This window comes from Lacinutrix sp. Bg11-31 (assembly GCF_002831665.1).
Classification (GTDB): Bacteria; Bacteroidota; Bacteroidia; order Flavobacteriales; family Flavobacteriaceae; genus Lacinutrix.
Map to the genome: position 1 here is coordinate 1,168,688 of NZ_CP025118.1, position 13,005 is coordinate 1,181,692.

Annotated in this window: 8 protein-coding genes; 4 read left to right on the top strand and 4 right to left on the bottom strand. The window is 31.5% G+C overall.

What is annotated here, in order from left to right; translation table 11 throughout:
* Nucleotides 1–2 precede the first annotated feature (2 nt).
* On the top strand, nucleotides 3–365 hold the full coding sequence (locus CW733_RS05315) for a SnoaL-like domain-containing protein (RefSeq protein ID WP_100996215.1): 363 nt from the start codon (nucleotides 3–5) through the stop codon (nucleotides 363–365).
* 71 nt (nucleotides 366–436) lie between these two features.
* On the opposite strand, the gene CW733_RS05320 is transcribed toward CW733_RS05315, so the two are convergent.
* Nucleotides 437–1,675 carry a tetratricopeptide repeat protein gene (locus CW733_RS05320; RefSeq protein ID WP_100996216.1) on the bottom strand — a complete coding sequence of 413 codons (1,239 nt, stop codon included), beginning with the start codon at nucleotides 1,673–1,675 and terminating at the stop codon, nucleotides 437–439.
* 46 nt (nucleotides 1,676–1,721) lie between these two features.
* The gene (gyrA, locus tag CW733_RS05325; RefSeq protein ID WP_100996217.1) at nucleotides 1,722–4,271 is read right to left on the bottom strand and encodes a DNA gyrase subunit A; all 2,550 of its coding nucleotides are present in this window, start codon (nucleotides 4,269–4,271) and stop codon (nucleotides 1,722–1,724) included.
* Between the two features lie 273 nt (nucleotides 4,272–4,544).
* Here gyrA and CW733_RS05330 point away from each other — a divergent pair, with 273 nt between their 5' ends.
* Together CW733_RS05330 and CW733_RS05335 are read left to right on the top strand one after the other, a co-directional pair.
* Complete coding sequence (locus CW733_RS05330; protein ID WP_100996218.1) at nucleotides 4,545–7,100, top strand: ATP-dependent Clp protease ATP-binding subunit; 2,556 nt, start codon at nucleotides 4,545–4,547, stop codon at nucleotides 7,098–7,100.
* A 577-nt stretch (nucleotides 7,101–7,677) separates the two neighbouring features.
* The gene (locus CW733_RS05335) at nucleotides 7,678–8,049 is read left to right on the top strand and encodes a hypothetical protein (RefSeq protein ID WP_100996219.1); all 372 of its coding nucleotides are present in this window, start codon (nucleotides 7,678–7,680) and stop codon (nucleotides 8,047–8,049) included.
* An 86-nt stretch (nucleotides 8,050–8,135) separates the two neighbouring features.
* On the opposite strand, the gene hutH is transcribed toward CW733_RS05335, so the two are convergent.
* A complete protein-coding gene (hutH, locus tag CW733_RS05340) occupies nucleotides 8,136–9,674 on the bottom strand; it encodes a histidine ammonia-lyase (protein ID WP_100996220.1) in 1,539 nt (512 codons plus the stop codon).
* Between the two features lie 119 nt (nucleotides 9,675–9,793).
* Between hutH and CW733_RS05345 the strand changes: the two genes are divergently transcribed.
* On the top strand, nucleotides 9,794–11,155 hold the full coding sequence (locus CW733_RS05345; RefSeq protein WP_100996221.1) for a TlpA disulfide reductase family protein: 1,362 nt from the start codon (nucleotides 9,794–9,796) through the stop codon (nucleotides 11,153–11,155).
* Nucleotides 11,156–11,215: 60 nt separating this feature from the next.
* Here the strand turns inward: CW733_RS05345 and CW733_RS05350 are convergent, their stop codons facing one another.
* Nucleotides 11,216–12,772, bottom strand: a complete 1,557-nt coding sequence (locus CW733_RS05350) for an NAD(P)H-hydrate dehydratase (RefSeq protein WP_100996222.1) — start codon at nucleotides 12,770–12,772, stop codon at nucleotides 11,216–11,218.
* Nucleotides 12,773–13,005 lie beyond the last annotated feature (233 nt).

Genomic DNA, 13,005 nt, shown 5'->3' on the forward strand with positions numbered 1-13,005 from the left:
CAATGAATACTAAAGAAGTAGCCTCGAAATGGAAACAGATGTGCGAAGAAGGTAAAAACTTAGAATGTATAAACGAACTGTATGCCGAAAACGTAGTAAGTAGAGAAATGCCTGGAATGCCTGGTGAAGTTATTTCTGGAAAGCAAAACGTTTGGAATAAAAGTAAGCAATGGCTTGAAAGTGTAGAAAATTTTCATGCAAGCGAAATAGGAGAACCAATTGTTGCTGGAAATTTTTTTACTGCAAAAATGGGTTTCGATTGCACTTTTAAAGAACGTGGAAGACAGAAAATGGAAGAAGTTTGTGTTTATGAAATTAAAAAGGGAAAGATTGCTAGTGAGCAATATTTTTATTCAATGGAATAAATATTCAATTTATTTAACAAAAAAAACCTGAAGTATTTACTTCAGGTTTGTTTTGCAATAAATTTAGATTTTTATAATCCAAATTTCACTTTCAAAGCTTTAGCTTTTTCTGTTTCACTAATTGCACTATATATATTTGCTAATGTTTTTGCAAATGCAATATCAGTAGAATCAACTTTTAACACTCCTTCTAAATAAGGTACAGCATCTTTATAAACAGTTATACGTTTAGCTTTTAATTCATCGTATTTTTTATTATCAGAAGCCGAATTTCCTAAATTATTCATTTCTTTTACAATAGACGTTTCTTCTTCTAAAATTAAAGCAGATATGTTCTTTAATGCATTTAGGTAATCTGGTTTAATACTAAGAACTTTTTCATAATACACTCTAGCTTCTTTAGCATTTCCTGCTTTTGAAGATATAACTCCTAAATTATAAAGTAAATCTACGTTATTTGGATCATTAGATATAGCTTGTTTTATTAGTTCTCCATATGCATCAGTATTTCCTAATTTAATTTGTACGTTAGCTTCAGTAAGAATTAAATCTGTATTAGAAGGGTCAATAGCTCTAGCTTCTTTTATAGCTTCTAAAGCTTTCTCATTTTTATCTTGACTAACATATATTAATGCAATTTTATTAGCTATTTCTGCAGCTTTAGATTCTGTCATTCTTTCACCAGGACTAATATGCGTTTTAGCTGTTTTTACAAATAAGTCACGAGTTCCTTTGTCTAAAATTTCTTCTTCACCAGTTTCTTTGTTTATAGCAAAGTACTCTTTGTTAGCTCCTGTATAACCAAGATCTTTTAAAGCTATATAATGCTTTAAAGCTGAATCAAAATCTTGTCCTTGAATAGCACTTACTGCTGCAAAATATAAGTAAGACTGATCTTCTGGCACTAATTTATATAACATTGAAAACATACTAGATGCTTCAGTGTAATTACCATTAGTATAGATTTCATTGGCTTTCAAAAGTAATTCGTTTTGAATAAACTTTTTTGTATCTGCTATATCACTTACATACTTACTATCAACTTTAGTTAAATCAACGAAAGCAGTATCAAAATCGGCAATATTACCAGTTCCATTAGCATATAATGCCTTAGCTCTATTAAAATAGAATTTAGACTTCGTTTTATCGTCCATACTACCAAGCATAGATTCTAATGTAGTTGCTGCGACTTTAGCTTCTGCAAAATTGTTGTTTTTAACAGCCTTTTCTAAAGTTTTCAATTCTTTCTTTTGTCCAAAAGAAAAAAGAGTTATTAATAAGGCTAGTGTAAAGATTAGTTGTTTTTTCATTAGTTTAAGTTTTTATATTCCTGACCGGAATTAAGTTTTAAATTATTTATTCTTCTTCATTAGAATCAACAGTCGTGCCGTTTTCAGAATCATCAGTGCTTTCAGCGCCTTCAGGAATTATTACATTTCCATCTTCGTCTAACTCAATCTCATCCTCTTCGTGCATAACTTTAGCTACTGCTGCAATAGAATCTTTTCCTTTAAGGTTAATAAGTTTCACACCTTGTGTTGCTCTACCCATAACACGTAAATCTGCAACTGCCATTCTAATTGCAATACCAGATTTATTGATAATCATTAAATCATCTTCATCTGTTACATTCTTGATAGATACTAAATTACCTGTTTTTTCGGTAACAGATATTGTTTTCACTCCTTTTCCGCCTCTATTGGTAATACGGTAATCTTCTAAACTAGAACGTTTACCATAACCATTTTCTGAAACTACAAGAATATTACTTTCCATATCGTCTACAGCAATCATTCCAATAACTTCATCGGTTTTCTCGTCTTGCAGTCTAATACCTCTTACTCCAGATGCTCCACGTCCCATTGGTCTTGTTTTAGCTTCTTCGAATCTAATAGCTTTCCCAGATTTTAATGCTAACATCACTTGGCTTTCACCAGTTGTTAACTTCGCTTCTAATAAAGTATCCCCTTCCTTAATAGTAATAGCGTTAATACCATTAGTTCTTGGTCTAGAATATTGCTCTAAAGAAGTCTTTTTAACTTGACCTTTTTTAGTAGCCATAATTACGTAATGACTATTTACATAATCTTCATCTTTTAAATCTTGAGTACAAATAAATGCCATTACTTTGTCATCCTGCTCAATATTTATTAGGTTTTGGATTGCTCTACCTTTTGAAGTCTTAGATCCTTCTGGAATTTCGTAAACACGCATCCAGAAACACTTTCCTTTTTGTGTAAAGAATAACATGTATTGGTGGTTTGTACCAACAAATAAATGTTCTAAGAAATCTTCGTTACGCGTAGTCGAAGCTTTTTGTCCAACTCCTCCTCTATTTTGTGTTTTGTATTCTGATAGAGAAGTACGTTTAATATATCCTGCATGAGAAATAGTAATCACTACTTTTTCATCTGGAATCATGTCTTCAATACTTAAGTCTCCACCAGCATATTCTATTACAGAACGACGCTCATCTCCATATTTATCACGAATAACAACTAGTTCTTCCTTAATAATAGACATTCTGCGCGCTTCATCACCTAAAATATCTTTTAGGTCTATAATCGTTTTCATTATTTCGTCAAACTCATTACGAAGCTTGTCTTGTTCTAGTCCTGTTAATTGACGCAGACGCATTTCGACAATAGCTTTCGCTTGAATCTCTGATAATTTAAAACGTTCAATTAAATTATTACGTGCTTCATCTCCATTAGAAGATGCTCTAATAATTTTTATTACTTCATCTATATTATCTGAAGCAATAATTAAACCTTCTAAGATATGCGCACGTTCTTCGGCTTTTCGTAATTCGTAAGTTGTACGTCTTACAACAACCTCATGCCTGTGTTCTACGAAATATTGAATTAATTGTTTTAAGTTCAATAATTGCGGACGTCCTTTTACTAATGCAATATTATTGACACTAAAAGACGATTGTAATGCTGTGTATTTGTATAATTTATTTAAAACGATGTTAGGTATTGCATCACGTTTTAAAACGTAAACAATACGCATTCCGTTTCTGTCAGACTCATCTCTAATGGTCGAGATACCTTCAAGTTTCTTATCGTTTACTAAGTCGGCAGTTTTTTTAATCATGTCTGCCTTGTTCACTTGGTAAGGAATTTCTGTTACAATAACACATTCTCTACCTTGAACCTCTTCAATATTAGCATTTGCACGCATGACAATTCGTCCACGTCCTGTATGAAAAGCTTCCTTAACACCATCATAACCATAAATTGTTCCACCTGTTGGAAAATCTGGTGCTTTAATATGTGTAATTAACTCATCAATCTCTATATCATTATTATCGATGTAAGCAATAGTTCCATCAACAACTTCAGTTAAATTGTGAGGCGGCATATTTGTTGCCATACCTACTGCAATACCAGAAGCCCCATTTACTAATAAACCAGGAATACGTGTTGGAAGCACTGTTGGCTCTTCTAAAGTATCATCAAAGTTTAATTTATGGTCTACTGTTTCTTTATCAATATCTGCAAGCATATCCTCTGATATCTTACGCATTCTTGCTTCTGTATAACGCATTGCTGCTGGACTATCTCCATCTACAGAACCAAAGTTACCTTGTCCATCGACAAGCATATAACGTAAACTCCATTCTTGAGCCATACGAACCATTGCATCGTAAACAGATGTATCACCATGTGGATGATACTTACCTAAAACTTCACCAACAATTCTTGCAGACTTTTTATGTGCACTGTTTGCTCTAACACCCAGTTCATGCATACCATAAAGTACACGTCTGTGTACTGGTTTTAAACCATCTCTTACGTCTGGTAAAGCACGTGACACAATGACTGACATTGAATAATCAATGTAAGCCGATTTCATTTCATCTTCAATATTAATTGGAATCACTTTTTCGCCTTCTGCCATATATAATCTTAATTAAATTTTTATAGTTATTTCCTAACGCGCTAATATAATTATTTCATTAGTAACGGTAGGTCTTTATGCTTACTTTTTGAGAGTTTTTATTAACAATTTGCATACCCTTTTTCGTTAATAACTATCTTGTTAATTGTTTTGATGTTATAAACTTTTTTTTGTCTATTAGCTATCTTCATATTATTTAATAATTATTTAAGGAATAGTTTTTGCCATTGATAGTATGATTCACTAAATTTATTGACGAAAAGGAACAACTATATGGATGATAATTTTTCACCAAGAGTAAAAGATGTAATAGCTTACAGCAAAGAAGAAGCGCTTCGCTTAGGTCATGATTTTATTGGGACCGAACACCTTATGCTTGGTTTATTAAGAGATGGAAACGGAAAAGCGATAAATATATTAAATGCCTTAGATATTGATTTAAATCATTTAAGACGAAAAGTCGAAATATTAAGCCCAGCAAATCCCAATGTTACCATTACCTCTACTGACAAAAAAAACCTACACCTAACTAGGCAAGCAGAGCGTGCTTTAAAAACTACTTTTTTAGAAGCTAAACTATTTCAAAGCACCTCTATTAACACAGCACATTTACTGCTGTGCATTTTAAGAAATGAAAACGATCCTACGACCAAGCTTTTAAATAAGCTTAAAGTAGATTATGATAATGTTAAAGAAAAATTTAAGTCTATGCTTACAAACGACGATAGTAATTATATAGAACCAACATCAGAATCTTTTCAGGATGACAGCTCTAAAGAAAACGATGGTAACGAGTCTAAAGACATATTTAATACACCTAGTGGAGGAAAGAGCAACAAGAAGTCTAAAACACCTGTTTTAGACAACTTTGGTCGCGATCTTACTGCAATGGCAGAAGAAGGAAAATTAGATCCTGTGGTTGGACGTGAGAAAGAAATTGAGCGTGTATCGCAAATTTTATCTCGTAGAAAAAAGAACAACCCTTTATTAATTGGTGAGCCTGGAGTTGGTAAAAGTGCCATTGCAGAAGGTTTAGCAAACAGGATTGTTAGTAAAAAAGTGTCTCGTATCCTTTTTGGAAAACGTGTTGTTACTCTTGATTTAGCTAGCTTAGTTGCTGGAACAAAGTATAGAGGACAATTTGAAGAGCGCATGAAAGCTGTTATGAACGAACTTGAAAAAAATAACGATGTTATTTTGTTTATAGATGAAATACACACCATTGTTGGTGCTGGTGGAGCAACTGGAAGTCTAGATGCTTCTAATATGTTTAAACCTGCTTTAGCAAGAGGAGAAATACAATGTATTGGTGCAACAACTTTAGATGAATACAGACAATATATCGAGAAAGATGGTGCTTTAGAGCGTCGTTTTCAAAAAGTAATTGTTGAGCCAACTACTGTTGAAGAAACTATAGAAATCCTTAATAATATTAAAGATAAATACGAAGAACATCACAACGTAGAATACACAGATGAAGCAATAGAGGCTTGTGTGAAGCTTACCGATCGCTACATGACAGAGCGTTTTCTTCCAGATAAAGCTATTGATGCTTTAGACGAAGCTGGCTCTCGTGTTCACATTACAAATATTGATGTGCCTAAGCAAATTATTGAGCTTGAAAAAAAGCTTGAAGAAGTTAAGGAGACTAAGAATTCTGTTGTTAAAAAACAGAAGTATGAAGAAGCTGCACGTTTACGTGATGACGAAAAACGTTTAGAAAAAGAGTTAGCTATTGCCCAAGAAAAATGGGAAGAAGATACTAAGCTAAATAAAGAAATAGTTTCTGAAGATAATGTTGCAGATGTTGTGTCTATGATGACAGGTATTCCTGTAAATAGAATTGCGCAAAAAGAAAGTAATAAACTTGCAGAATTGCCAGATCTTATTAGTGGTAAAGTTATAGGTCAAGACGAAGCTGTTGCAAAGGTTGTAAAAGCCATACAGAGAAATCGTGCTGGACTAAAAGACCCAAATAAGCCAATTGGTTCATTTATATTCTTAGGCCAAACAGGAGTTGGTAAAACGCAATTAGCCAAAGTGTTATCTCGTGAATTATTTGATAGTGAAGAGTCACTTATTAGAATAGACATGAGTGAATACATGGAGAAATTTGCTATCTCACGTTTAGTAGGTGCACCTCCAGGATATGTTGGTTACGAAGAAGGTGGACAACTTACAGAAAAAGTAAGACGTAAACCTTATGCAGTTGTTCTTTTAGATGAAATTGAAAAAGCCCATCCAGATGTTTTTAACATGCTTTTACAAGTATTGGATGATGGTTATTTAACAGACTCTCTTGGTCGTAAAATTGATTTTAGAAACACCATCATTATTATGACTTCTAATATTGGAGCTCGTAAACTAAAAGATTTTGGAACAGGAATTGGATTTGGTACAGCATCTCAAAAATCTCAAGAAGATGCGAATGCTCGTGCAGTAATCCAGAATGCTTTAAAAAAATCTTTTGCACCAGAATTTTTAAATAGAATTGATGATGTAGTAGTATTTAACTCTTTAGAAAAAGAAGACATTAATAAGATTATAGATATAGAGTTAGAAAAACTTTTAACTCGTATTAAAGATCTTGGTTACGAATTAGAGTTAACAGATACTGCTAAAGATTACATTGCAGAAAAAGGTTTCGATAAACAATATGGAGCAAGACCCTTAAAAAGGGCTATCCAAAAGTATGTTGAAGATGCTTTAGCTGAAGAAATAATTACTTCTCATGTAAGTGAAGGTGATAAAATTATTATGGATTTAGATACTAAAACTGATGAAATAACAATTAAAATTGAAAAGGCTAAAAAGTCTACAGAATCTTAATTATTTACAAGCTAGAAAAAAAGAGGTTATTTAATGAAAATTAAATAACCTCTTTTTTGAGTATATTATAAAACATAACAAAAAAAATCTCACCTAGATATTGGTGCTGTTACAATACATGAAAATTATTTAATTGTGGTTATAAATGAAGGTGAGACTGTAGACGTGGAATCTAACAAATTACTTATTGATATCGATGAAACCTTTTTCCAAAATAAGAATTTTGTTTATATATCGAATCATGTAAATTCTTACGCTGTTAATCCTGCAATATCTTTTAATACAAAAAATAAATAATCTAATTTGTTTTGCTGTTGTATAAAAAAAGAGAGTGCAATAAATAATACTTTAATTGGAAAACTATTTTGATAATTATTAGTGAATTCTAACTAAGTGTTTATTATTACTGTAAGATGTTCATTAATTTTATGCACTTAGCATATATTCAATAAATCAATTGTAAATAATTCATTATTAGTAATTTAAATTATTGTTTTTTTAATAAAACTGTGTACATTTGCACGCCAAAAAAAAACCAAGCTAACCAAACAATAACTATAAACGAATAAAACGATTTATGACGATTAAAGATTTAGGTTTTTGCAAAGTACGGTTATGTGAAAATTATATTATTAACACTCCAAAAGAAGGAGTCATAGTTTCAATTGATGAAAGTAAAACGTTAATAGAAAACATATTGTCCCATTTCAATGGTAAACCTTTTGTTTACATTATACATCGTATTAATTCGTATTCGGTAAATCCAAAGATATATAAAGTAGCCTCTAAAATTGAAAATTTAGTTGGTTTTGCTATTGTATCTAATAATCATATGGGTTTAAAAAATGCTGAGATAGAAAGGCAGTTTTTTAATAAAACCTTTAAAATATATAGAGATTTAGATGAAGCAAAGCTTTGGGCAAACAAATTTGTAAAGGAATTTAACTAACTAAAACAATGCTGTATTTTTAATTTCTAAGAAATACTTTCAGTTATAGAAATAAACTTAAAAAGGCTTTAGCGAAAACTAATTGGTTAATTACGTTTATCTATCCCATAATTATTCAAAAACAACTCTTCAATTTCGACATCAACATCACTTAAAAACTGAATTGAAGCTTCAATATCATCGTGTAATACACGGTCTTTTGTAACAAAAGACACTTCTTTTCTATAAGACTCTAAAAAAGACTCTAAAAATGGAGAGGTCTTTAATGGGTTTCTAAAAGCTATAGCTTGACTTGCATTCATTAATTCTATAGCAATTACACGTTCTACATTTTTAATTAATCTATAAGCTTGTGTTGCAGCATTTGCTCCCATACTAACATGGTCTTCTTGTCCATTACTAGACACAATACTATCTACACTTGCAGGAGTTGCTAACTGTTTATTAGCACTCACAATACTTGCTGCTGTATATTGAGGAATCATAAAACCAGAATTTAAACCAGGATTATCTACTAAAAATGCTGGCAAACCTCGTAAGCCAGAAACTAATTGAAACACACGGCGTTCAGAAATATTACCAATTTCGGCCATTGCGATCTTTAAATAATCGAGCGCTAATGCTAATGGTTGACCATGGAAATTTCCACCAGAAATAATTAAATCTTCTTCAGGGAAAATATTAGGATTATCTGTAACCGAATTAATTTCGGTTAAAATAACGCGTTCAACAAAATCTAAAGTATCCTTTGTTGCTCCATGAACTTGAGGTATACATCTAAAAGAATAAGGGTCTTGAACATGCTCTTTCTCTCTTGTAATTAATTCACTTCCTTTTAGAAACTCATTAAAACGTCTTGCTACTTTTAATTGTCCAGGATGCGGACGTACTTGGTGTACCAAATCGTGAAAAGGTTCTATTCTACCATCAAAAGCATCTAACGAGATACTTGCAATTACATCTGCCAAATAAGATGTTTTGTGAGACATTAATAAAAGATAGACACCATAGGCACTCATAAATTGAGTTCCGTTTAACAGTGCTAAACCTTCTTTAGCCTCGAGTTTTACAGGATCCCAACCAAACTTCTTTAGTATTGTACTTGCTTTAACTTCTTTTTTATCGTGTACCACTTTTCCTTTACCTATTAATGGTAAAGCTAAATGTGCTAAAGGTGCTAAATCTCCAGAAGCTCCAAGCGAGCCTTGTGTAAATACAAACGGAAAAACATCATTATTAAAAAAGTCAATTAATCGGTTTACAGTATCTAACTGCACACCACTATGTCCATAACTTAAAGATTGTATTTTTAAAAGTAGCATTACTTTTACTACTTTTTCTGGAACACGATCTCCTGTTCCACACGCATGAGACATCACTAAATTCTCTTGTAATTTAGTTAAATCTTTCTTAGAAATTTCTACATTATATAAAGAACCAAAACCAGTATTTATACCATAAAATGGTTTATCGGCTTCACTTAGTTTCTTGTCTAAATACGTTTTACACGTTTTAATTTTTTGAATAGATTCCTTAGACAATTTCAGTTTCTTATTGTCTTTAAAAATATTGTAAATAGTTACAATGTCTAGTTTTTCTGATGATATATAATGGAATGTGCTCATTGGATTATTTTAAAGTCCACCAAAGTTGAGTAAATGTTAATTATTATGCAAATAATATTAATAGTTTATGAAAATCTCTTTTAATCTCATACTTTTGGTTAAAATTTAACTACTAAAAAATGAAAAAATTATTATTAGGTTTATCAGTATTGGCAACAGTAGCTTGTAAGCAAGAACCAAAAATTGATTATGTTGTTCTTTCTGGTAAAATGGATGCTCCAGCAGCTAAAAAGGCAATGATTAATGGTATTGACTTTAAACAAGAAATTAATATTGCAGAAGATGGGACTTTTGCAGATACTTTAAGAGTAGCTGAAAGTGGTTTTTACAATATTTCTGTTGGAAGAGAAAGAGCGTCGCTTTATCTTAAACATGGGGATAATGTTACTGTTAATAAGAGTGCTAATGGTTTTTCTTTTGAAGGTCCAACTGCTACAGTAAATAATTATTTTAAAACTAAAGATAAAAACAACGCAACTTTAAGAGGTGATGCTGCTGCTTTTTATTCTTTAAATGAATCCGATTTTAAAGCTAAAGTGAATGCTTTAAAGGATGTTAATATAGAAACACTTAATAAACTTGAAAGTGCAGATGCAAATTTTGTTGCAGCTGAATTAAAAAATCTACAATACGATTCTTACGCTTTATTAAATGATTATGAAAATGCACATGGTCATTTTGCTAAAATAGAAGACTTTAAAGCTTCTGAAGATTTTTTACCTTCAGAATTAAAAACCATGACTTACGATAATGAAGTAGATTATAAAAACTCTTCAGCTTATCAGCAATTAGCTTTTGGAAGTATTCTTAATCCTATTTTTGATGGTATTGATGATATTAGCGAATTAAATCCATCTTTGTTGCAATCTGTTAGCGACATAAAAATTCCGGCATTAAAAAATGAGATTGTTGAATACTTAGCAAAAATGGCATTATCTCCAGGTAATACTAGTTTAAACGAGATGTACACGTTTTTAAGCGAAAATACTACAGACGATAAAACAAAAGAAGACATTAAAGTAAATTACGAAAAGTCTCAAGCTTTAGTAATGGGAAAAACGTCTCCAACTTTCGAAAATTACGAAAACCATAAAGGTGGCACAACATCTCTTTCAGATTTAAAAGGTAAGTATGTTTATGTAGATGTTTGGGCAACTTGGTGTGGACCTTGTAAGGCAGAAATTCCTTCACTTCAAAAAGTAGAAAAACAATACCATGGAAAAAACATTGCTTTTGTAAGTACATCTGTAGATACAGCAAATGCTTACGATAAATGGAAAGCTATGGTAAAAGATAAAGAATTAGGCGGTATTCAATTATTAGCTGATAAAGCTTGGGAATCTAAGTTTGTTCAAGATTACGGTATTAACGGTATTCCAAGATTTATATTAATAGATCCAGCTGGAAACATTGTTTCTGCTGATGCTCCAAGACCTTCTAGTCCTAAATTAATCGAGTTATTCGATTCTTTAAGTATCTAGTCTTAAATAATAAAGCATAAAAAAAGCGAACTTCTTAAAGTTCGCTTTTTTTATGCTTTATTATTTTTCATCATCTGCCTGCTCAATTTGTGGCACTTCTGGCTGTTTAAACAAATCTAAATAAGCCAAACTTATACCATCTATAACATTACTTGCTATAATACTTTGGTAACCTAATTGCTCAATTAAAATATCGGCACTTTTCCCATGTAAATACACACCAAAAAGTGTGGCTTGTAATGGATCATAACCTTGAGATAACAAACCCGTTAACATTCCTGTTAAAACATCTCCAGTTCCAGCAGTTGCCAATCCAGGGTTTCCTGTAGCATTTAAATATAACTTATCATCGAAAACAGTAATGGTGTTTGCTCCTTTTATAACTACAATAACTTTATACTTTTTAGCAAAAGCTTTTGTTTTCTTTAATTTATCAAAATCGTCTTTCCATTTTCCAACTAATCTTTCAAGTTCTTTTGGATGAGGCGTTAAAATGGTTAATTCTGGCAGCAACTTTAATAATGTTTTCTTTTTGGCTAAAATATTTAGACCATCTGCATCAATAACTAAAGGTTTTTTGTTAGTTTTTAAAAATGCTTCCAAGGCAGAAGTTGTTTTAGAATCTGTACCTAAACCAACTCCAATACCAATAACTGTTGGCTCAATATCAAAATCAATTTTAGTTATTTTTTCTTCATCAGTATCTGTAATAACCATAGCTTCTGGAAAAGCCGTTTGCAATGGTATATATCCACATTTTGGAATATAAGCTGTTATTTTTCCAGCTCCAACTGCTAAAACAGAACGACTTGCAAGTGTTACAGCTCCAATTTTACCATAACTACCGCCTATTATTAAACTATGTCCAAAACTTCCTTTATGACTGTATTTTTCGCGAGGTTTATAAATTGGCAGCACTTCGTTTTTACCAATTAAATTTACTTCTGTATCTGTAGTAAATAAATATTCTGGATCAATACCAATGTCCAAAACTTCCCATTGTACAGTGTATTTTGCCGTTTCTGGTAAAAAGAATACTAATTTTGGTGTTTGAAAGCTAAGCGTATATCCAGCATTAACCACTGCTTCTGGGTCATCAACACCTTTATCTGTAGGTAACCCTGATGGTAAATCTATAGATAGTGTAAACGCTTTTGTAACTCTAAAAAAGTTAAATAAACCTTTAACCCAAGCGTCTACAGGACGATTTAAGCCTATCCCAAAAACAGCGTCTACAATTATATCTTTTTCGTCAATTTTAATGGCACTAAAATCGTCTTCACAGCTTAATAAAGTTGGCCAGTTTTTAGTAACATTTTTAATACGATCATAATTAATTAAAAAATCTTTAGAACGTTTATCACTACAATTTACAACGTAAGTATTAACGTTATAACCATGTGTAATTAAATGTCTCGCAACTACTAAGCCATCTCCTCCATTATTACCAATACCACAAAATACATGAATTGGTACTTGAGCACCTTGCATTCTAGTATGTAACCAATTAAAAATTTGCGTTCCAGCACGTTCCATTAAATCGGTAGAGGAAATTTCTTGCTTTTCTTGAGTTAGCTTGTCTCCTTCGTAAATTTGTTCTTTAGAGAATATTTTCATATTTGTCTATCTATAGTATTATACTATATTAAAATTTATTCAAGATAATTCAGTCCTAAGCGATTTAAGCGCCTTAATTAAAAATTAAATTGAATAAAATTCAGAATTGTATAAAAATGATGAATTAGTTTTAATATTAGTGTAAAAGTAATACATTTACTAAGTATTACACAGAAAAAATGTATAACAAAACGCTAAATATCACTAATATTCCTACTACTTCTTTAGAAGTG

What these genes read in the sequence shown, in the direction of transcription:
- CW733_RS05315 (WP_100996215.1), top strand. Translation starts at nt 3, where the DNA reads ATGAATACTAAAGAAGTAGCCTCGAAATGGAAACAGATGTGCGAAGAA.
- CW733_RS05320 (WP_100996216.1), bottom strand. Translation starts at nt 1,675, where the DNA reads ATGAAAAAACAACTAATCTTTACACTAGCCTTATTAATAACTCTTTTT.
- gyrA (WP_100996217.1), bottom strand. Translation starts at nt 4,271, where the DNA reads ATGGCAGAAGGCGAAAAAGTGATTCCAATTAATATTGAAGATGAAATG.
- CW733_RS05330 (WP_100996218.1), top strand. Translation starts at nt 4,545, where the DNA reads ATGGATGATAATTTTTCACCAAGAGTAAAAGATGTAATAGCTTACAGC.
- CW733_RS05335 (WP_100996219.1), top strand. Translation starts at nt 7,678, where the DNA reads ATGACGATTAAAGATTTAGGTTTTTGCAAAGTACGGTTATGTGAAAAT.
- hutH (WP_100996220.1), bottom strand. Translation starts at nt 9,674, where the DNA reads ATGAGCACATTCCATTATATATCATCAGAAAAACTAGACATTGTAACT.
- CW733_RS05345 (WP_100996221.1), top strand. Translation starts at nt 9,794, where the DNA reads ATGAAAAAATTATTATTAGGTTTATCAGTATTGGCAACAGTAGCTTGT.
- CW733_RS05350 (WP_100996222.1), bottom strand. Translation starts at nt 12,772, where the DNA reads ATGAAAATATTCTCTAAAGAACAAATTTACGAAGGAGACAAGCTAACT.